19 protein-coding genes are annotated in these 21,547 nt (G+C 45.1%); 6 read left to right on the forward strand and 13 right to left on the reverse strand.

Going from position 1 to position 21,547, the window contains the following annotated elements; translation table 11 throughout:
- The first annotated feature begins 97 nt into the window (after nucleotides 1-97).
- Genes IC617_RS10255 through IC617_RS10270 form a run of 4 tightly spaced genes read left to right on the forward strand, consistent with a single transcriptional unit; the run spans nucleotide 98 to nucleotide 4,236 of the window.
- Nucleotides 98-1,030 (forward strand): hypothetical protein, encoded by a 933-nt coding sequence (locus IC617_RS10255; RefSeq protein ID WP_191144906.1) that lies wholly within the window; start codon nucleotides 98-100, stop codon nucleotides 1,028-1,030.
- On the forward strand, nucleotides 1,030-1,626 hold the full coding sequence (locus IC617_RS10260; protein ID WP_191144907.1) for a hypothetical protein: 597 nt from the start codon (nucleotides 1,030-1,032) through the stop codon (nucleotides 1,624-1,626). The genes IC617_RS10255 and IC617_RS10260 overlap by 1 nt, the downstream gene beginning before the upstream one ends.
- Nucleotides 1,619-2,092, forward strand: a complete 474-nt coding sequence (locus tag IC617_RS10265; RefSeq protein ID WP_191144908.1) for a hypothetical protein — start codon at nucleotides 1,619-1,621, stop codon at nucleotides 2,090-2,092. Before IC617_RS10260 ends, IC617_RS10265 begins: the two co-directional genes overlap by 8 nt.
- A 23-nt stretch (nucleotides 2,093-2,115) precedes the next feature.
- Nucleotides 2,116-4,236, forward strand: a complete 2,121-nt coding sequence (locus IC617_RS10270; protein ID WP_224745926.1) for a secretin GspD/PilQ domain-containing protein — start codon at nucleotides 2,116-2,118, stop codon at nucleotides 4,234-4,236.
- Nucleotides 4,237-4,253: 17 nt separating this feature from the next.
- Here the strand turns inward: IC617_RS10270 and IC617_RS10275 are convergent, their stop codons facing one another.
- The 12 genes from IC617_RS10275 to IC617_RS10330 all read right to left on the reverse strand — a co-directional run bounded on the left by IC617_RS10275 (nucleotide 4,254) and on the right by IC617_RS10330 (nucleotide 18,071).
- Nucleotides 4,254-6,047: a glycosyltransferase family 2 protein gene (locus IC617_RS10275; RefSeq protein WP_224745927.1), complete on the reverse strand. Its 1,794-nt coding sequence runs from the start codon at nucleotides 6,045-6,047 to the stop codon at nucleotides 4,254-4,256.
- Nucleotides 6,044-7,015, reverse strand: a complete 972-nt coding sequence (locus IC617_RS10280; RefSeq protein ID WP_191144909.1) for a hypothetical protein — start codon at nucleotides 7,013-7,015, stop codon at nucleotides 6,044-6,046. The genes IC617_RS10275 and IC617_RS10280 overlap by 4 nt, the downstream gene beginning before the upstream one ends.
- 44 nt (nucleotides 7,016-7,059) lie before the next feature.
- On the reverse strand, nucleotides 7,060-8,187 hold the full coding sequence (locus tag IC617_RS10285; protein ID WP_191144910.1) for a hypothetical protein: 1,128 nt from the start codon (nucleotides 8,185-8,187) through the stop codon (nucleotides 7,060-7,062).
- Between the two features lie 53 nt (nucleotides 8,188-8,240).
- Complete coding sequence (gene rfbB / locus IC617_RS10290) at nucleotides 8,241-9,341, reverse strand: dTDP-glucose 4,6-dehydratase (RefSeq protein ID WP_191144911.1); 1,101 nt, start codon at nucleotides 9,339-9,341, stop codon at nucleotides 8,241-8,243.
- Nucleotides 9,342-9,347: 6 nt separating this feature from the next.
- A complete protein-coding gene (gene rfbD, locus IC617_RS10295; RefSeq protein WP_191144963.1) occupies nucleotides 9,348-10,226 on the reverse strand; it encodes a dTDP-4-dehydrorhamnose reductase in 879 nt (292 codons plus the stop codon).
- An 18-nt stretch (nucleotides 10,227-10,244) separates the two neighbouring features.
- The gene (rfbC, locus tag IC617_RS10300; protein WP_191144912.1) at nucleotides 10,245-10,790 is read right to left on the reverse strand and encodes a dTDP-4-dehydrorhamnose 3,5-epimerase; all 546 of its coding nucleotides are present in this window, start codon (nucleotides 10,788-10,790) and stop codon (nucleotides 10,245-10,247) included.
- 5 nt (nucleotides 10,791-10,795) lie between these two features.
- A complete protein-coding gene (gene rfbA, locus IC617_RS10305; protein ID WP_191144913.1) occupies nucleotides 10,796-11,680 on the reverse strand; it encodes a glucose-1-phosphate thymidylyltransferase RfbA in 885 nt (294 codons plus the stop codon).
- Nucleotides 11,681-11,723: 43 nt separating this feature from the next.
- Nucleotides 11,724-13,193 (reverse strand): KpsE/RkpR family capsule polysaccharide export protein, encoded by a 1,470-nt coding sequence (locus IC617_RS10310; RefSeq protein WP_191144914.1) that lies wholly within the window; start codon nucleotides 13,191-13,193, stop codon nucleotides 11,724-11,726.
- Nucleotides 13,190-13,846: an ABC transporter ATP-binding protein gene (locus IC617_RS10315; protein WP_191144915.1), complete on the reverse strand. Its 657-nt coding sequence runs from the start codon at nucleotides 13,844-13,846 to the stop codon at nucleotides 13,190-13,192. Before IC617_RS10315 ends, IC617_RS10310 begins: the two co-directional genes overlap by 4 nt.
- The gene (locus IC617_RS10320) at nucleotides 13,843-14,631 is read right to left on the reverse strand and encodes an ABC transporter permease (protein WP_191144916.1); all 789 of its coding nucleotides are present in this window, start codon (nucleotides 14,629-14,631) and stop codon (nucleotides 13,843-13,845) included. Before IC617_RS10320 ends, IC617_RS10315 begins: the two co-directional genes overlap by 4 nt.
- 3 nt (nucleotides 14,632-14,634) lie before the next feature.
- On the reverse strand, nucleotides 14,635-16,455 hold the full coding sequence (locus tag IC617_RS10325) for a polysaccharide biosynthesis/export family protein (protein WP_191144917.1): 1,821 nt from the start codon (nucleotides 16,453-16,455) through the stop codon (nucleotides 14,635-14,637).
- Between the two features lie 506 nt (nucleotides 16,456-16,961).
- Nucleotides 16,962-18,071, reverse strand: a complete 1,110-nt coding sequence (locus tag IC617_RS10330; protein ID WP_191144918.1) for an undecaprenyl-phosphate alpha-N-acetylglucosaminyl 1-phosphate transferase — start codon at nucleotides 18,069-18,071, stop codon at nucleotides 16,962-16,964.
- 450 nt (nucleotides 18,072-18,521) lie between these two features.
- Here IC617_RS10330 and IC617_RS10335 point away from each other — a divergent pair, with 450 nt between their 5' ends.
- A complete protein-coding gene (locus tag IC617_RS10335; protein ID WP_191144919.1) occupies nucleotides 18,522-19,943 on the forward strand; it encodes a peptide MFS transporter in 1,422 nt (473 codons plus the stop codon).
- A gap of 101 nt (nucleotides 19,944-20,044) precedes the next feature.
- A complete protein-coding gene (locus IC617_RS10340) occupies nucleotides 20,045-20,362 on the forward strand; it encodes a DUF6170 family protein (RefSeq protein WP_191144920.1) in 318 nt (105 codons plus the stop codon).
- A gap of 10 nt (nucleotides 20,363-20,372) precedes the next feature.
- Here the strand turns inward: IC617_RS10340 and IC617_RS10345 are convergent, their stop codons facing one another.
- Nucleotides 20,373-21,521 carry a response regulator gene (locus tag IC617_RS10345; protein ID WP_191144921.1) on the reverse strand — a complete coding sequence of 383 codons (1,149 nt, stop codon included), beginning with the start codon at nucleotides 21,519-21,521 and terminating at the stop codon, nucleotides 20,373-20,375.
- Nucleotides 21,522-21,547: the final 26 nt, after the last annotated feature.

Below are 21,547 nucleotides of genomic sequence, written 5' to 3' on the forward strand. Positions count from 1 at the left end.
CCCAAAAAACCATGCCACGGCAAAGTTCTATGGGGCATTAAATTTGTGTGGGACTTGGGGTATAGTACGCCATTGGTTAATTTGTTTGATTGTTATTATGTCGTTCGCAGCGAAGGAAAACTTGGCGGGCATCTGGCAGCGATTGAGTCAACGTGTAAGTCTATGGTTATGGCCAGAGCAACAAGAAGCAGACTGTTCGAGCCGTTGCTATTACTGTTACAAACCTTACCCAATTGGGCTCAAAGGCGATGCATTACAACAGTGGGCTGCTTTGCAGGCTCAACGACTTAACCCCTATCATAATGGACACAGTTATAGCTATTTAGCTAAATCTGGCGTTGCCATTTGGGTATCGCCTTCGCCATTTCAAGGAATTCCAGAAACGGCGTGCCAGCAAGCTATGCCCGACGGAACACACGTCCTTCACGGAAATGAACAACTCTATAAGCAGCGATGGCTCAACGGCTCAATGGTTGAATGCCTATCTATTGCTAGCCAACAGGAATTGGGCGCATCACCTACCGCGATCAATACGCAAGCGCCTTGGGCAATTAACCATCCATTTGAGCAACTTATTGCCAAACCAGTTTTCTGGGCTCTCACTTGTTCTGTTGTTGCTTTTATCTGCCTACTTTGGTTAGCAGTTGGCTATACGGCCCTTAGTTTTCAATCGATATTGGCTAACGAGCGCTCCGCCCAAATCGAACTCGAATTGGGCGACAAGCTTACCCAGCAAATGGAGTTACAAAGTCAGCAAAGCGCAATTGCCGGACTAAGTCGCTGGCGTATGGAATATGGTGTATTTCCTGAAGCATTTGCCGTTGTGGCATCAATCATCAATCAACAAGGCGACTGGGTAGTTGATGTTGTGCAATGGCAAAACAAGCGACTGAGTATTGAATTTAAAGCAAATAGTTTAGACATTACACAAGTGGTTTCTAACTTAGAAAACAGCTCTGTCATCGCCAATGCATCAATTCGACCGGGCAGCACAAGTGGCGTTTGGATAGTGGAGGTCGGAGTAAAATAATGCTAGTTGACCGAATTAAACAATCCAATGCGTATATCGAGTTTGCTGCGAATATTCGACTTCAATGGTTGTCGCTTGCCGTGCTAGCAATTTTACTCATATCGGCAATCAAAGCTGCTGGCGATGCGACAGCTGCACAATCGGCAGAAGTCGCAACTCAACTCAAATTGGTCTCAAGACTTGAAGCGACTAGTCAAAATGAAATTGATGAAGAGACAATCAGTGCACTGCAAAGCCATCATGAAGATTGGCTAAAAGTACTTCCCTCTGCATCGTCATCGAGCACAGCAGAAGCTCAGGCTTTGACCAGAGCGGATGCCAATATTAAGCCATTTTTAGCTCGGGCTAGACTAAACCTGATCGGCTCTGAACCTTTGACTTTCGGAGCCGTTAGCCTGTGGCAAGTGCGAATCAACGTCACAGGGCAACTCCCCAATGAACGCGTCATCGATTTTATGAAGTTTATTGATCGCACGCACAAAGATGCTCGGTTGGTATCATTGCAGTACAGTCCCAAAGCTTCTAATTCGATCAATCTGGTCGTCGACATTATATACCGCAAAGAAACCAGCACCGGAGGAGCGCCCGATGAATAAGAAATTGGCGCTTACGCTGGCATTGTTATTACTCTTAACAGTCGCTCTTAGCATTCCTGCTCATCTTCACTGGAGTAATGAGACTGCGGACGCTAAAGACTATGATTTGACCATTGGCACCTCTTCAGAGCCTATAGACTGGCAAGATTTATTGGCTTCGGTAGCTCAGTTTCAACCTCCAGTTAGCGAAACTGCCATACCAACGACCAGTGTGACAGTAGCGGACAAATCGGTGAGTATCTTAGACGGTAAACTAGTAGGAATCGTCGTAGACTCGCCTGCATCCATACTCATTTTTCCGGCTAATAGCGATACCATTGCTCCGATTCAACTTGGCCTTGGAGAAGGATGGCTAGACGGCTGGAGCATACAACATATTGAGACCGATAGAGTTGTTTGGCATAACTCTACGGAGCAACGATCAATCACTCAAACATTATTTCAATCATCCCGGACCGACGGGTAATTAGATTTAGGGCATATAGTTTCATGTTAATGAACTCTGCAGCAAAAGGTAATTCGCTCGTTCGTACCGCAATAATTATCGCGACTACAGCCTCACTTTTGTCTGGTTGTGAGTCAACTCGGGGGCCGGCTTTTCAGGCGGCCAAAAGTGATGAAAAAGTCTTCAGCCAAAAGCTGCGTGAACCAAAGTATGAAGCCGGAGGGGAAGGCACCATTATCCAAGGTACGGAGGCGGAAGAGCAAAGCACTATTCAGGTATTTAATACCCCAACGTTATCCGTTGAAGAAGCTGCAGAGCAGGCGAAGGAAGCGATTGTTCCAACGCTTGGAGAAAAATCAGTCAGTCGCCTAACTTTCAACAACATGCCCATCGGCACATTTATTAACGAAGTTTATGGTAATCAGCTCGGGCTTAATTTTATTGTTGAGCCCAATATCAAAAATGCCTCTGATTTTGTAACCCTCCGAATCTCAACTCAAATTGATCAGCTTTCGTTATTCGAACTCGCGACAGAAACGCTCAGGACATATGGCGTAACGACCTCTCTGCGAGGTGAAGTGCTGACATTCAGCTACTCCGAAGATGCCGCTGATGGCCGCATTCCTCTGTTGGCAAGCGGCAGCACTCTGCCCGAAATTCCATCAGGGAACCGACCGGTTTTTCATTTTTATCCGTTAAAGTCGGTATCTACGCCCCAGGTCAGAGGATGGTTAAATCAACTATTCCCGAAGCGAGAGCTAGAGATCAAGGAAGACGTCAACCGAAACGCTCTCATATTCTCAGGTTTACCACGAATAGTTCGACAAGCGCTTGCGGCAACACGGCTACTCGATCAACCGAGCATGCAAGGCATGTATAGCCGTATTATCAGACCGAATTTGAGTTCTGTTGACGACTTGGCGAATAACTTAGAGAAAGTGCTGAAGGCCGAAGGTTATTCTGTGCGACAGCGCGACGGCGCCACAGCGATACGTTTATTGCCTCTGGAATCTGTCGATCAATTAGTTATTTTCGCTCGCTCTCCAGATGTACTAGACCATATCGTCGAATGGGCTTCTACTCTAGAGACTGAACACCAAAACCGAGTCGAGTCAGGTATTTTCAGTTATAAAGTTCAGAATACTCAAGCGACCCATATCGTTGAAATATTAAACAACTTAGGCGTGGCGCAGTATTCCGGCTCGTCAAAAGACGGTAAAAATTCAGACAGTGAATCACAAAATAAATCAAGACAAGTGCAAGTGGAAAGCAGTGCTGGTCGTTATGCAGTAAACGAACAACTCAATACCATCCTTTATAGCGGCAGTGGCAAATCATGGATGCAAGCGCTGCCTGTCATCAAAAGCATGGACAAACCCTCTCCCTCGGTGTTAGTTGAGGTGATTCTTGTTGAGTTACTCCTTAAAGATACAGAGCAAAGCGGCATCGACTGGTTGGCCTCGGCGAGCCTTGGTAAATATGGTCTCGACTTTGGTTTTGGCTCGCCCGCTAACGCAGGAGGCTCCGGTCTGAACTTTTCACTACTGAGTGGCACGGATGTCAAGGCAGCAATTAACTTATTCTACAACAGTACACGCTCAAGCATCCGTTCTCGCCCGCGATTGATGGTCAAAAGTGGCGGTGAAGCATCTATTGACGTTGGTGACGAGGTGCCAATTATTACCACCAGCAGTCAAAGCACAACAAGTCCAGACGCACCAATTGTTCAGAACGTGAGCTACCGGAATACAGGTGTTCTGCTAAACGTTAAACCGACAGTACACGCCTCCGGTTTTATTGACATTGAAGTCCGACAAGAACTGAGCGAGGCCGTTGGCACGACCTCTAGTGAAATTGATTCACCAACCATTACTAATCGTAAGATGGAAACGACAGTGACTCTTAGGGACGGTGGAGCGGTCCTGTTGGGCGGCTTGATCTCGTCAACAAACAGTGATGGCGAAGACGGAGTGCCTGGGCTTGGGACATTACCAGCTATCGGTAAACTATTCCGAAATGACACATTAGAATCGCGACGCACAGAATTAATGATCATGATCATTCCATACGTGCTCAACTCACCTGAAGAAGCAGAAAATCTAACAGATGAATTGCAATGGGAGCGAATTAACCAATACGGCAGTTCCGACGGTGCCGATTGGTGATCATGGTCGATGTAGAACTACCGGACAGGCTCAGACTCAGCAACACTAAAATCTTCTCGCTTTAGTGTTAAATGGGGGCTGTAGGCTGGATCATTAAACCTGTCCGTTTTCCATGTACTCTTCATGTAGTCAATTTCAGCCATGAAGCGCTTTCTTTTCTCGCCCGTTTGATCTGTGCCTCGGGAGACACTCTCGTGATGATACAACTGGGCATATGGCGTCCAAAGGTTCCAATAACCAGCCTTTTGAACCTTGAGGCAGAAGTCAACATCATTAAAAGCAACGGTTAAATCGTCTTCGTTTAGGCCTCCAACCTGCTCATAAATCGTTCGCTTCACAACGAGGCACGCCGCAGTGACCGCGCTAAAGTTTTGCACTGACTGGAGCCGATCTAGGTAGCCCGCATGTTTCATAGGAAAGTTCTTGTGCGCGTGCCCTGCGACGCCTCCGAAACCAATAATCACGCCAGCATGTTGGATCATTCCGTCGGAATAGAACAACTTAGCTCCCACAGCCCCAATATTCGGCCTTAACGCGTGAGATACCATCTCCGTCAGCCAATCGTCATTGATAACCTCAATATCATTGTTAACCAAGGCGATAACTTCGCCATCACAATGGTTAACCGCATAGTTATTAATTGCTGAATAATTAAATGGATATTGATACTGGATCACACGAATCAAAGGATGCTCATTGAGTTCGGCAAAGTAAGTTAATGATTGCGGTTCATCGCTTTGGTTATCCACCAACAAAATTTCAAAATTGGGGTAGTCGGTTTTTTCTAGAATCGATTCAATACAGGTCTGCACCAGACTCTTAGCATTTCGCGTAGGAATAATGATGCTAACTTTCGGCAATTGCTGCGGCAGTGACCAACAAACCCTGAAGGTATTTGCGAATTCGTTGCGTTCCACCTTGGAGATCTGTTCGCCTAAGAACTCCCTCAACCATTCTATTTCTGCATTGTATTGGCTAGCGTTCAATGGATCTTCAATAGCATTGCGATGAAACAAAACTTTGGCAATGTGTTTAATTGACTGCCCAGAAGCCACACAAGCCAGAGATAAGGCAAAAGCATTATGCCAATTTATCGAAGTTTTATGTTCTTCTCGCTTAAGCGTTGAAACGTTCCAGAAGCAATTTTGTTTGAAGTAATTAGCAGATAGGAAAAAATCAGGATTCCACTCTGGAAAGAAGGATGGCATGCAACGTTGCTTGTCACCATTCAAACGATCAGCGTCCGCGTATATCAAGCTCGCAGCAGGTTCAACGGCCGACTTCACCGATAGCTCTAATACGCATCGCTCTGATAGCTCATCACCACAGGCAAGCAATGTGACAAAATCAAAACCTTCCAGTTCTAATTTTTCTGCGCTTAAGCTGGTTAAGTATTCAATAGCCACTAGAGCATTGAGTTCGCTAAGCTCCTGTTGCACAGAAGCCACCTCTGCGTTCGTTAAAATGAAACACTTTATACACTCAGTTTGCCCCCTAGCTAGAGAAGCTACCGTTCGCTGGATTTTCCTTGCATCACCAACCGAAGTATCAATCGCTACGGCGAGCATGATTTTTCTACTGACTGACTTTTTGCTCCAAAGCTGCGGTTCTCGCTGCTTAATCCAAGCTTGATAAAGCTGCTCTTTGTATTTGGAATGCAACTTAAATGACTCGTGGTAGTGCTGGTTAAGCTTTTTCCGGTAATGCCGGACCAGCATGGGAGAGCCTTTGAGTGTATTTCGAAGCGAAATAGGGGTGATAGCCAATACAGCCTTAGCCAGCTTAAGCAACGTGCGCCAAATTAATCTCATTTCACGACCAAGGGTTCAAAATTCAATTTCTGTTTAGTGTCTGATACATAGACATCATATTGGCTCTCGGCAAAATCAGCAGTTGGAGATTTGAAACGAAAACCAATGTATCGGTGACGAGGAAAATTAGCTTTTGGATATTCCTGATAAAACTCGTTTGCAATGAGCGTTGCCTCATGTTTACCGTCTTTGTAGATATCCACTGAAACGGCTTGCTCAGATGTACTGCTAAAACAGCAGCCAACAATAGTTCCTTTCTCTCGTCCAGCTTGGATAATTCGAGTGGCTCCATACGTCCAAGGCTTATCCGATTTAGCAAAAGCCAGCCGCTGTTGATGCAGCCAGCGAGCTTCTGTGTAGAATGCCACATCATGCTGATTGATTTTTTTGATCGCTTCTCGATCAATTCCATCAGAGAGCAGCAGATCGTCGGTCCGAGCTTCTGAAACGTTTTTGGTGACATTTCTTAACTGAAGTTGCAATCCTCTATTGATCAACTGTAATGACTCGCCGTACAGCTCGGTAATTCCAATGTAACCAATTAGGCCTATCGGAACGCCTCCTAAGTGACGAGACTGCACATTGATCGATTTCGGCGTACGAATAAATTCTTCAAATGAACCAGCGAAGCCATTAAGCTTTTGGGAGTGGTAATAATGAGAAATAACTTGCTCTGTCGGCTCTCTAACAAAACTAACTACTCGGCGAACATCCACGAAGTTCAAGTACTTCCTCAAACTAAAATGACCTGCTAACCATTCAACATCAGATTTTTCAATCTGTTCGATCGCCTGACAAAAATCGCCCTCATAGACAGTATCTAGTAATAAAGAGTCAGTTTGTGGAGATAACTGGCCGTAATCAGACAGTGTTTTCTTCTGCTGTTCTAATGCATAGCGGAAGCTTGTACCCGCCGTTTTAGGAAGATGAACAAATAACCCTAGATGCCACTCAGGTTGTTTGCTCAAGGATTTTACTATTTTTCGAAAAAACATTGATGATATCTAATTGACTAATTCTTTGATGGTTTATTAAACACGGCACTCAACAGTTGCCTGCTCGGTTTTATCCAACTCCTCAAGGTTGTCATAAACAAAACTTTTATAAGGCTGGCCTTGGGACACCGTTGCAGAATGAGCTCTTTCCAAACAGACTTGCTAGCTGCAGCATTTTTAATACAAACAATGTATGTCAGTTGTGCAAATTTGCTCTCTAATTCCTTTGCTAAATAGTCAGCGATGCACACAAATTCTTTTTCTGACAGCTCTTGAGGATGATAAGGAGCCCAATCGTACTCCTCAATCTTTTTAATGAGGTTATGCAACTGTTGGTCGCAAACTGGCAGTCTATACCCCGACTCGTAAACACCCTCCTTCGCTTGAACGATCAAGGTTTGGCGATATTCAGGCCTTACTAGTGAGTATTCTATTGTTCCTTGGTAGCGCTGGAGCGCTCTGTCGATATGAGCTTCCAAAGCTCCAAGTTGGTATTGGTTTAGCCAACGTTTTACTTCCAGCGCTTCAAAACTGTAAGAGGTATTAATGACTTCTTCGGTGATAGTGGCGTTGAACCCCAATAAACTTGCCACATCGGAAACGATCGTTCCTCCAACATAGCTACTTTTATCTACAAACCTGAGTAGCAATCGTTCGCGACCAAATTCCTCGGCAAACCCAAGAAACATCTCTAAGTGCTCCGCTCGAAGTTTTTGCGGCACAACAAATTGTCCTAAGCGCCCCTGTCGCTTAATCATTTGATTATAGTTGGATTCTATTAGCTCCAGTGGGTTTCTGATGTATCCCAAAAAACTAGCATTTGGAATCTTGTTGGCTAGAACGCCAAGTTGCAAATAGTAAGCTTCTGATGACAGAAACAGGGTATGACAACCTGATGCGTAAAATTCTTTAAGTAACGCTCTGTACTTGTCGTCATTAAAAACTAGTTCATTTTTATTTGGGATATCAAACAATAAACGAGCATGACCACAACTAATGCCATTCTCGTCTAGCCAGTGTTCGGGGTAGTAAATACCCTGTTTTTTTAACCAATCAACATTGGTACAAAACCATTTTTGTACCGCCGAGGAACCCGTTTTAGGAGGGCCGACATGGATCACAACTGACTTGGCAATAGCCGACACTTTGGGAACCTTAAATGTACTTGAGTTATCTCAGCTCAATGACTAAACGAAGCCTAGTCACGATAACTTCCATTTAGGATACTTTGCCACCAACTAGGGTTAGACAAGTACCAAAGAACGGTCTTTTCAATGCCACTCTCAAATGATTCTTCTGGCTGGTACCCTAATTCTTTATTGGTTTTGTGGGCATCAATTGCATAACGTCGGTCGTGCCCAGCTCTGTCTGTGACAAAGGTGATGAGGCTTTCTGCTTTGCCTTCGGCTACGGATTTGGCAAGTGGATATATCGAACTTAATTCACTGTTATCTGCGAATGCTTGATTCATCAAGCCGCACACATGCTTCACGATATCGATGTTTGCCCACTCATTATGGCCACCGATATTGTAGTTCTCGCCAACAACTCCCTTATCCAATACCAGTTCGATACCACGAGCATGATCTTCCACATACAGCCAATCACGAATTTGTTGCCCGTCACCATAAATGGGTAGCGGCTTATCATTGAGGATGTTGGTGATAATCAATGGAATAAGCTTTTCAGGAAAGTGATATGGGCCATAGTTATTGGAGCAGTTTGACGTAGTCACCTGCAAGCCATAAGTATGATAGTAAGCTCGAACTAAATGATCAGAAGCTGCTTTACTTGCCGAATACGGAGAGTTCGGCTCATAAGGGTTGCTTTCTTTAAATGGTGGATCGTTTGGAGCTAGTGAACCATAGACTTCATCCGTTGATACATGGTGAAATCGATGTGCAAGCGGCTCAATTCCCTGCTGTTTTGGCTCATCAACCCAGACTTTCTTACAGGCTTTGAGCAAACTATAAGTACCTATGATATTAGTTTCGATGAACGCATCTGGGCCTGTGATTGAGCGATCAACGTGAGATTCCGCAGCGAAATGCACCAAGGTCGTTATCGCATATTCCTTGATTAGCTTTTCAACCAACTCTGTATCGCAAATATCACCATGAACGAATTTGAAGTTAGGGCTATCACTAATCGATTTGAGACTTGCCTTGTTTCCAGCATAAGTCAGTGCATCAAGCACAACAACATTGTCTTCACTGTGCTGCTTTAGCCAGTAGTGGACAAAATTAACACCAATAAACCCTGCTCCACCGGTTACTAATAACGATCGTTGTACTTTCATAGATTCCTATAGTTCCGCTAACTCGTCTAACATTCTGCTTAGCTGTTGACGCCAATGTACTGTCGATAACTCTGCAAATGACTCCGCCGACGTTTTATCAATCACACTAAATGCGGGGCGAGCCGCGGGCGTAGGATATGCCGATGTTGCAATAGGGGCAATAGGGACAGGCATTTTGAGCAAGCCTTTCTCGATTGCCAGCTCTTGAATAGCAATAGCGAAATCATACCAAGATGCCACTCCAGCATCAGTCCAATGGAAAATGGGGGTAGAGTCAAAATTCCATTTTTGGTCAATAACTTGCCAAAGCCAAAGAGCCAAACCTCGAGCCCAAGTGGGAGTACCTATTTGATCGTAGATAACACCAAGTTGCGGCCTTTCAGACATTAAATGCAGCATCGTCTTAACAAAATTGCTGCCGTTAGCGGAATAGACCCAAGCAGTTCGTACAATCAGTGCGTGTCCCTTCATTATCTTAGAAACAGCTTCATCACCCGCCAGTTTAGAAGCGCCATACACATTAATGGGTCTCGGCTCATCCTCTGGCTGATAAGGCCGAACTTTGTCACCGGCAAAGACAAAATCTGTTGACACATGAAGCAATCGAGCATCAACTTTCAAACATGCATGAGAAAGGTTTTCTGCCCCAGTTTCATTCACTAAATAAGCCTGTTCAGCATCAGATTCGGCCTTGTCGACAGCAGTGTAAGCCGCAGCATTAATGACATATTGAGGGCGGTGTAATTTCAAGGCTTCTTCCACAGCCTGAGCATTAGTGATGTCCAGTTGTTCGATACCGAGCTCGACCAACTCCATGTGCTCTGGCTGAGTGCGCGCTAGCTCCCAAGCCAGTTGCCCTCCCTTGCCAGTAACTAATACTTTAATTCTCTTCATGTGCAAATCTCAAAATTTTGGTGCCAACTCAAAGCTGATACCAGAGCTGTCTTTTTCAGACAGAATTGGCGCCTGTCCTTGGAGCAACGGCCACTCAATTCCGATCTTTGGGTCATCCCATTTCATTGAGACATCAAATTGTGGAGCATAATAGTCGGTACATTTGTATACAAACTCGGCAGTCTCACTGGTCACATAAAAACCGTGAGCAAATCCCTCCGGAACCCATAGCTGACGTTTGTTTTGTGCCGACAAATAGTAACCTACCCATTGTCCAAAGGTTGCAGAATCAGCACGCATATCAACTGCCACATCAAAGACTTCACCTTGAGTGACACGAACGAGCTTTCCTTGCGTTTGCTTTGTTTGGTAATGCAATCCTCGCAAAATTCCCTGAGCCGATCGCGAATGATTGTCTTGTACAAATGTTCTTTCACAACATTCAGATTCGAAGAGTGATTGTCGAAAAGTTTCCATAAAAAAACCGCGTTCATCGCCAAACACGGTTGGTTCAATAAGCTTTACATCTGCTATCGCAGTTTCAATAATTTTCATACGTATTAACTGAATACTCGACTATTCAACATCTCCATTAAATAACGACCATAGCCATTTTTCATCAGTGGCTGTGCTAATTTCTCCACTTGGTCTGCACTAATGTAGCCCGCGCGATAGGCGATTTCTTCGGGGCAGCACACTTTCAACCCCTGCCTTTTCTCAATGGCCGCGATAAAGTTAGCTGCATCCAGCAAAGAGTCGTGAGTTCCCGTATCTAACCATGCAGAGCCCCTTCCCATCACTTCAACATTTAGCTTGTCGTTGAGAAGGTAGTGCATATTGACATCGGTAATCTCAAGCTCGCCACGCTCAGAAGGCCTAACTGACTTGGCTATATCTACAACTTGGTTATCGTAAAAATACAATCCAGTGACGGCATAATTAGACTTAGGCTCAGTCGGTTTTTCTTCAATAGAAATTGCCTGGCCACGGTCATCAAACTCGACGACACCGTAACGCTCAGGGTCATTTACGTGATACCCAAACACCGTAGCGCCTTCAGTTTGCTGTGATGCTCGCTTAAGGCTGCTAGAAAGGTCATGTCCATAGAAGATATTGTCTCCAAGCACCAAGCAACTCGGAGCATTTCCAATGAACTGCTCTCCTAACAAGAAAGCCTGAGCTAGACCATCCGGAGAGGGTTGAGCAACGTAACTAAAGTTGACTCCCCAATTGCTGCCATCACCCAGCAGAGCTTCAAAACGAGGTAGCTCTTCAGGCGTCGATATGAGTAAGATATCGCGAATGCCTGCAAGCATTAGCGTAGAGACTGGATAAAAAATCATTGGCTTATCATAAATGGGCATCAGCTGTTTACTGATCACCCTAGTCAGCGGATAAAGCCGTGTACCAGAGCCTCCTGCTAGCACTATTCCTTTGCGATGCATTTTATAACCTTATTTGATTTTAGTTCCTAACATAAAGAAGCTTTTAGCCAAGCTCCTTTATTGTTGCACGTATGATGCTGCCAATACCAAACAACATTAATAAAACGACAGCAAATAGAGCGATGTTGTATGTAACCCTTGGATACTTCGCGTCATCTGGGGTTGTTGAGCTTTCGACCGTGACTAAATATTGTAATTGACGATAAGCTTCGATTCGCGATTTTTCCAACGAAACCAATGAAGAAGTATAAGCTTGCAAAGCCAGCTCCATCGCCACCTTTAAATCACTATAGCTAGCCAGAATTTCCCCAACCGACAATTGCGTTACTCGCTCATCTCCTGATGTAACGACATCTATTTTTTTATTGGGAGATAGCCGATTACGCTCAATCTTTAATTGCTCTTGGAGCGCATTGATTTCTCTTTGAGCAGCTAGAACTTCTGGCGCAGAGTCAGACATAACTAGCTGTAGAGCCTTTAGCTCAGCCTGCTTAATAGATAATTGGCCTTCAATACTATATGTAATTTCTTGCCTAGCCATGCCTTCCGCTGTTGGGTCTAACAGGTTGTATTGTTCCTGAAAATTTAACAATCGTGATTGTGCTTTATGCAGCTTTTCCTCAACGACTTCATGCTCCTTTTGCATAAATGCCATCTGTTCCTTCGCCATAAAGTGGCCAACACTATTGATGTACCATTCAGCCCTTTTGACGATCATCTCATTGAGAGCATTCGAATATTCAGGTGAAAACGCTTGGGTCCGTATGGTAATAATGGAAGATAGGCTATCCACTTCGACACTGACGTGTTTCTTGTAATAGTTCAAAAAATCTTCTTTGCTGTTCCAACTATGTAAACGGCTAAAAAAATCAATCGATGAGTCGCTATAATGAGACCTTAAAGCCAACTGCTCATCGAGATAGTTCAATAGATCTGTCGAATAGACAAACTTCTCCACGAGTAAAGAATCGGTTCCAGAAGAGGAGACTCCCATGCCAGTCAAAAATGCCATGGCGGGATCTACCAAAGATGCGGCATCGGGTTGTTTAACAATGACTTGGGATTGACTTTCATAACGACTAGAAGCCCAAATCAACTGATAAAAAGAAAAGACAAACAGAGGTAAAACGACCGTTAGAAATAACGGTGTTCGGAAACGATCAGGAATCGCCTGCCACTTTTCTACCGTTTTCTCTGGCGCCTTAGTCAATAGACCTTTGATCTTTCCCGATGCCCGTCTGACAGACGACGTACGGCTCTTGGTTCTCGCTGCGCTGGGATAAGCTGAATTAAACTCTCTTCTTAATTCTGCGAATACTTCTTGAATTTCTTGATTTTCAGGAGCTAGATTTCTAGCACGCTGAGCAATTCGAAATGCTAAAGCGATATCTTGAATACGAAGCTCGTTTGCTCTGTCAACTAGATAGCTGCTATCAACCCACTGCTCTGTTGTTAATTGCGACCTTAACTGCTGAAACTTGGCGTCGATCGCTGCGACATCATCTAGGCTCATTTGGCCCCACCTTTATATACCGATATGGCGTGTTCTAAATCATTAAAAAACTCAAGCCTGCCATCAGCGATGACAATAGCGCTGTCACAGAAAAATCTAATTTCTTCTAGGTCGTGACTCACCATAATAAGGTTTGCGACTTTGCTTTTGTCGATCATGGCTTCACGCGCTTTCTTTTTAAACTTGGCATCACCAACAGACAATGCTTCGTCGATCAGATACACATCAAATTCAATAGATATGCAGCATGCAAAAGCTAATCGAGCACGCATGCCACTAGAGTAGGTTTGAACAGGCAAATCGTAACGATTACCCAATTCAGAAAACTCCTGAACTTTTCTCTCAAAATCATTTAAATCTGAAATCCCATTCACCCTGCCGATAAATCGAGTGTTTTCTCTACCGGTCATTAGAGGATGAATTCCTGTTGCTAAAGCGACAGGCCATGATAGATTTAAATCTGTTTTGATCGATCCTTTGTTGGCATATTCGCTACCCGCGAGAATACGAAATAAAGTGGATTTACCTGCTCCATTGGCCCCCAACAGGCCAATATTGTGATCATCTGGTATGTCGAACCACAAATCGTCAAAAACAACCTGATTCCCCAGTTTCGAAGGGTAATATTTCGTGATCCCTTGTAAGCTAATCATCTACTTATCGCGCCTTTCCAGAACGCATGATAAACAGAGAGCGATAAAATGCATGCAGCCAACGTCGACATTATTAGAAAAGATGCGCTGACTCCTTGAGCCCCAAACGAGCTGTACGCAGCTTGCCTCGCCAGTTCAATAGCGTGAAGGATCGGATTCCAGTTTAAGTAATGCCAATACTGCTGTGGCATATCTTGAAGGCTGAAAAATACACCTGATACAAAAAACAAAGGACGAGTTAGAATTTGTCTAACTTTCAACATTTCAGGCACATATAATTCCGCTAAGCCAAACAGCAAGCCAAACGAAAAAGCAAATATAGCTAACAAAGACGTTAGCATTACTAACGACAACGCATCATCGATTCTAATTTCAATTTGCGCAAAAAACATAAAAAACAAAATAAAACCAAACATCAGTACCTTCGTTAAAACTTCCATTAACAAAGCAGCTAATACGGCACTGATGGGTTGAACTTGTCTAAAAGCGTAAAGTGGTTTATTGCGTTTAACTGCGGACGCACTGCTAGAAAAAGTTGATAGAAAAAGCTGCAGTAGCAACATACCATACATCATGAATACGAACGTTGGCATACTGTGTGTGTCTTTTCCGCCAGCGATGAGGCTGCGGCCGTAAGACATGATAAGTATAAAAGTCAGGGGCTCGAGCACAGCCCAACTGACCCCGAACTTATCACTGAATTTGCTACGTATTTCCCGGATAAACAGAGCAAATATGACATCGCTCCAGATCTTTAGCCTGCTTCTTCGTCGAACCTGAACCACGTGCTAGTCCAAAACTACATTTGCTGCTACGGCAATTTGATAGATTATTTGAGTAATGTCTTTAACAGCCTGTAAAGCTTTCGCATCGACTTTAGGCAGCACTAGGATTTGATCCCCTGGTTTTAGGCTGATACCGGCTTCACTTGTGATCCAATGCTGATTGGTTGCTCCAACGAAGGTCGATAAACCGTTGGCGTGAACAATAAGAATTCGCTCGTAATTGGCCCTTTCGGTAAACCCTCCAGCCCAAGCAACGTAATCCTCTACATTCGCTTGACTGTTGAACACTACGGATTGGGGCATTAACACTTCCCCCCCAATGTGAATTAAATCCGATTTCTGTGGAATGACAATTTCATCACCTTGTTCAAGCAAAATATTAGCTATCTTGCCACCGTCAGAAACTATTACTTTGCCCAACGGCTGAATTTGCTTAGCACGTTGAACGAAATCGGATACCAAACCTGCTTCTTGAGCCCTTATTGTGCCTTCTCCTGTCGATTGAACCGGAGCTGTGTACACACTTCTTTCCAGCCTATCAAGAGACTGGTCAATCATTTCTTTCTGCCGCTTAGCTACGCTTTCACGCAATATATAGACGTTACTCGCATCTGAAAGAAGCGGATCGATTTCTATTTGATTTAATAGATCGTACAAACGAGTTTGCTTTCGTACGGTAAAATAAGAGGGCCCTAAATGGCTTCCCGAGACTTGAACATCGTAGATTTCTGGGTCCCAATCATCATTAAATACTAATCGGTCTCCATCTCGAAGCACGAAGTTGGCAAACTCCTGGAAAGGCATATAAATCGAAAATGGCCCATCACTTCGAGTGCCGATGACTCCGACGTGCGAAATCTTAGCAAGCGGCCGAGCAAATTCTGCCAAGTCCTCTCCTGTCGCTTGCTGGGAAGAAAACTCAAACCTGAATGGGTTTCTAGCCCCTTCTGCAACCGTTACAGTTGCTCCTTGTGGCTCCACTAAAATGACATCTTTGTCTTTGAAGGTAAAATCAGGCAATGCACCTTTTCTGAGGAAGTCATACAAGTCAAACGAAGTCTCAATTTGGCCTTCTCTCAACACTTTAATATGCCTGTAACTCCCTCTGTCGGCATCAATTCCCCCAGCTCTTTTGAGAAAGTACAAAACGCTATCTGAAGCCATTCCGGCATATTGTCCAGGTCTGATAACAGGTCCTGCGATATAAACGCTAACGGGCGTAGCCGTTAACAAATTAACGTAAACTTGAACGTTTTTCTGATATATCTGTTTAATCTGCTGAGTCACCAGCCCGTTGACTTGACTCGCTTTTGTATTAGCGACGGCGACGGGGCCAATATTAGGAATAAAAATATTTCCTTGATTATCCACTGTAACGATTTGAGAAAAATTGACCGCACCCCAGAGCCAAATATTAATTTTGTCACCAGGAGCAATGAGATAATCATCATTCAGTCCGTCGATTCGCTCGCTTTCATATCCTCCCGCAAATAAATTAGCCCCAAACGGAGCAGGAGCGCCTAACTCAGAGGGAGGTAAAAGTAAGTCAACTCGCTGCTCGCCGGGGAGCAGCACCCCATCTCGATGAGATAACATGTATTGACCGTTAGACAACGCTTGATTTGTCAAAACCGGTTCGCTCGCACCTTGGGTCTGCTGTTCACTGGTAAACGTGGAACCTCTCAGGGCGGCCCCTGGCGTATAAGGGGATTGTTGCTTGGCTGCGATCTGCGCTTGTGTCAAAATTTGAGCACTGGTGAAGCCAGCAAATAAAGCAGATGTAACGATAGCGCTCGAAAATAATTTAAGAAGTAACTTATACATGATGATATCCCGCAACGCTTTAGTTAGTCTCAACAGGCATGAGGCTTGGCGTAATAAACCATCCCTTTTCACTCTCACAGGCAGCTGTTGTGTAAGGTTTATGGGAACTTGACGATATCACTACTCGCAAACAATTTAACCCTAGCGCTGACACATACGCCCCGAGAACAGTCAACTTCCGTTCTTCGACTTCAATAATGGAGCCACTAACAGCATTGGCTAACTTGCGACTACTAGAGCCATCCAAATAATTAGCGTCAAATTGAATGTCCGTTGAGAGCAAAGGGACCGAAGCAGAAACATCCGGCGGAGGAGAAGCACAAGCGAGCAAGCTAAAACATACAACTGCAGCCACAAGCGATTTAACAAAGTTAGTCATGTACAGGCCAGTTTGAATCAATCCGTTGGAATAGGGAACAAATAAACACTAAGGCCGCCTTACAAAGAGCAAAGGCAGCCTTAGTTGATGGACTATAACGCGTTAGATAGCGTTCAGACAAGGCCCGCTAACCAAACTCAGTTTGTCTGCGCCGGTTGAGATAACGTGCGATGTAGGCAAGAAATTTTTGTTGGCGAATACGGCCGTGAATTAACAAAGCGTAACAGCCAAAGCACATCAAAAATGCTGCGAACATTAACGGTTCAGGCAAACCAGTTTGCTCACCGAACACACCGAAAATAGCAAAAGCTAGCGAAGAACAAAGCACCACAATAAGGATTTGCTTACGACTGAATCCAGCTCGCATCAGCACGTGATGCAAATGCTCTTTGTCTGCACTGAAAATAGGGCTCCGCTTATAAATTCGGCGCGCCGTAACTGTAGCTAAATCCATTAGAGGGATGGCCGTTAGCCATAAGGCAGTGACGGGGCTAAAAGAGGTCTCTGCACCTTGTGAGCCTGCTATCATCAAGAAGACAACACTTAAACCCAAAAACATACTGCCAGCATCACCTAGAAAAATTTTAGTCAGCTTATTGCCAGGAATGCCGATGTTGTAAACCAAAAACGGCACTATTGCGCTTGAAAGAGTGAATGCCAACATGGCTAGCATGTAACTTCCACTCTCCAGCATCAAGAATCCAGCGGACATCAAAGGAACAATGCTCACCGTCCCCAATAAGCCATCCATTCCATCGAGCATGTTAAAGGCATTAATCACAGCCAACACAGCAAACACAGTCATGAAAAATGCACTGTAAGGGTCTAAGAAAACCCCTCCTAAACCAAACAAGTCGCCGAGGTAAGACAGATGGGTTTGCGCACCTATAACGATCAAAAAAGACACGATCGCTTGGCCAACAAGCCTAGCTCGCACACTTAACTCGTACTTATCATCGAGAATGCCAACAAATACGACAAATGAAGAAGCTAGAAAATAAAACTTAAGGTCTTGGATAGATTCCCCAAACCAAAACAAACAACCAAGGACAGTACTAATAAATACCGCGATACCACCAGCAAGAGGGACGTCACCAATATGGTGTTTACGAGTTTGGTTGGGTCGATCAACCAAACCCAGCTTGACAGCAAGAGGGGTTACAAATTCAATAATGACGAAAGTCGATAAGGCCGTAAAGGCCAGAATTTCCAGCAACAAGAACACAGTCACTTGCATACCAATTTCCTAGAGCGCCACTATGAATTGCTCACAAATCAACAACATAGAAAATCCCTTCTACCACAAGCAAATCTAGCTTGAAAGTTAAATTGCCTACAAAACACAATGAAGCATTACTCTCCTCTATAACCACAACCAGTAGTTAAACATCGCAGTCCAAATGAACCGCTAGAACTAGAGTAACATTAAAATTTGTGAGGATTGCCGCAAATAATGGTCCTCTACTCGGCCTATGTCAACTCGAATCGACAATATTAGAATTATTAAAATTTGGAGTGTTCTCCCTAGAAGCCGCCGCTCTTGGCCAAAACAACCAGTTGTCAATGCTACTGCGTTTGCAATAAAAACCGGCTTTCTGTATAACCATGCTCGCGATAATGTGCCTTACGCACGTCATATAACTACAACAACTGTTTTACTACTACCGAAAACTGGGAATCTATTAACATGAGTCAATTACCTACCAACAAGACCATGTTCGGCCATCCTGCCGGCTTGTTTTTGTTGTTTGGCACCGAATTGTGGGAGCGATTCAGCTACTACGCCATGCGGGCCATTCTTGTTTTATATCTTGCTGACAAAAGTCACGGATTGGGCTGGTCAGAAGGCGATGCGCTTAAGCTCTATGCAACTTTTACCGGCTTGGTTTACATCACGCCGCTAATTGGAGGCTGGTTGGCCGACAACTTTTTAGGCCAGCGCAAAGCGATTTTAATTGGCGGTACACTTATGGCAGCCGGCCAGTTCACACTGGCAGCGCCACATGCTTGGGTTCCAGGCGCAGAAGTGACTGTATTCTATGTTGGCCTCGCCTTGCTAATTGCCGGTAACGGTATGTTCAAGCCAAACATTTCAACCATGGTTGGCGACTTATATGAGGAGGGTGATCATCGCCGCGACGGTGCATTTACCATCTTCTATATGGGTATCAACGTCGGCGCCTTCCTGTCTGGCATCGTTGTCGGTAGCGTTGTTGCTGCGGCTGGCGGTAGCTGGCAAGCAGGCTTTGCCTGCGCCGGTGCGGGTATGGTGCTGTCACTGATTATTCAGTTGACCTTCGCTCGCAAACTGCTTGGTGATATTGGTACGGTTCCAGCTGCCACGCTGTCAAAGCAGCAGCAAACTGAAGAACGTAAAGCACCGCTGACAAAAGAAGAATTTGATCGTATTAAGGTCATTTTCATTCTTGGTGTTTTCACCATTATCTTCTGGGCAGGCTTTGAGCAGGCCGGTGGTTTGATGAACATTTATGCCGATCGCTTCACTGATCGCATGGTAGGCTCATTCGAAGTACCGACCACTTGGTTCCAATCACTGAACCCATTCTTCATCGTCATCTGTGCCCCAATCATCGCGATGATTTGGACTCGTATGGGTGATAAAGAGCCAACGTCTCCGGTCAAGTTTGGCCTCGGCTTAGTGCTGTTGGCTATCGGCTTCGTCTTTATGATTGGCGCGACTCTTCAGCAAGGGGGCGACATCAACGTCAAAACCAGCATGATGTGGCTGGTTGGCGCTTACTTCTTCCACACCATGGGTGAACTTTGCTTGTCACCTATTGGCTTGTCGATGGTCACTAAATTGGCACCACTACGCTTAGCATCGGTATTGATGGGTGTGTGGTTTGGCTTCACCGGGTTGGCAAACTATGTCGCAGGTTTCGTTGGCTCATTCATTGGCCACGGTGATGAAGCCAACATGGTAGATAACGCTCTGTCAATTTTCGCTGGCATTGCCATTACCGCAACTATTTCAGGCATCATCTTGTTCTTGTTTGCCAACAAGTTGGTTTATTGGATGCACGGTGCCGAAGGCTCAAGCCACGATAAGCTTGAAGAAGAGCTGGAAACAGCAGGCCAACATCAGTAATTGCCTGACTTGTACTTCTTTAGATAGCAAAAGGGCTGCACTTGCAGCCTTTTTTAACGTTATCGCCTCATTCAACTATTACATTGGCCAGAGAGGTCGTCATGCCGCTATCGCTTAACCGAGTCAAACAACTTGAAAAGTATCGCCCATTAGAGCGCGTTGCCATTCTGAACTTGGCGTTAAAGCGTCTCACTCCACCGCAAAAAGCCAGTCTCAACATCATCAAGCTGCTGTTGTTCGTTCCACCATTTTTCTTGCTCGCCCAGCTCGGTCCGTTTTTGGCGTTAGCCGGCGTCATTGTGGTGTTGCTTGCTTTTAGTCTGCTCGCTCGCCCCATTCATATTTTATTCGCTTCGCGCCATTGGCAAGCAGCCATCAGCGCATACGAAAAAAGCCAAGCAAACACCGATGGTGATTAGAGCCGAATAGTTACGAGTGCCGTCCAACAACTAGGCTAAACACATCGCCCGCCACTTTGTTGGCCAAAGGCTGGGCCAACATATCACTAACAGGCACCGGCAACTTAACACTTGTGGGCTGCTGGGCAATTGCCAGTAACTGCTGCTCAGGAAGATGACTAAACACCAAAGGTCGCTGTTCATCGACAGCAAACTCATTGCAGTTATATACCGGCGGCTGGGCAATTGAATTATGTAATGAAGGGCCAGGATCAGCCAAAGCTTGCGTTGCCGCGTCAAACCAAACGTATGGCCCTTTATCAAAGGCGGCACTAGCCCACTTCATGCGACCATTTTTGGCATCCAATAAGCCATACACTAGCGATGGCGTTTCTTTAAGGTTCAGCGAGTTTAAATAATAGCGCGCCCAAGACATCACTTGCTCAGGGTGTTGCAGCATATTCGCTGATTGATGATTAAACTCCCTCAACGCCTCATTAAAGACCACTTTCAGGGCACCACTGGCAAATGCGGCTTCGACCGGATCATCACCAAAGTCGGCAATGTAAAACGATGTATGCCGCTCTGAGAGTGCAAACACATCCAGAAAGTAGCGATTGGGAGTGGGCTTTAACGGCATTCGCCACGAAATTCTGAAGCGGCCAATATCAAACTGCTGCTGCGGCAACAAACTCGCTTGGAACAAGCTGGCCATGGCTTGGTCTCGCCGCAATTCATCGCGGTTATAGCGTAGCTCGCTGATTGCGATTTCCAGTTCATCTTGCTGCTGTTGCTCATCATTGATCAGCAAGCCCTGCAAGGTATGCAATAGAATCGAAGGGTCAGGAAGTGGTTTGGTAATAAAGTCTTGCGCGCCGTAGCGCAATGCTGACAGGGCGCCGGCCATGTTCGCCTCTTGCGCAAGGACAACAAAAGGCGTGGTTTTGTCCGACTGGCGAATCGTCTTGAGTAATTCCACGCCCTTGGTATCGGCGAGGTCAAGCTCACAAAAGATGGCCAGCGGCCGACGATCGTAAAAACAATCCAAGCCTTCGGCGACCGATTCCGCTAACTCAACTTCATAGCCATAGGCTGAAAAGATTTCAAAACACTGAAGACGATATGCTGGGTCTGAGTCGACCACCAATATCCGACCGAGGTTGATTGTACTATCGCTCAAACCTTTCTCCGAGTGTTGAGGCGAAG

This window comes from Neiella litorisoli, assembly GCF_014773395.1.
GTDB lineage: Bacteria > Pseudomonadota > Gammaproteobacteria > Enterobacterales > Neiellaceae > Neiella > Neiella litorisoli.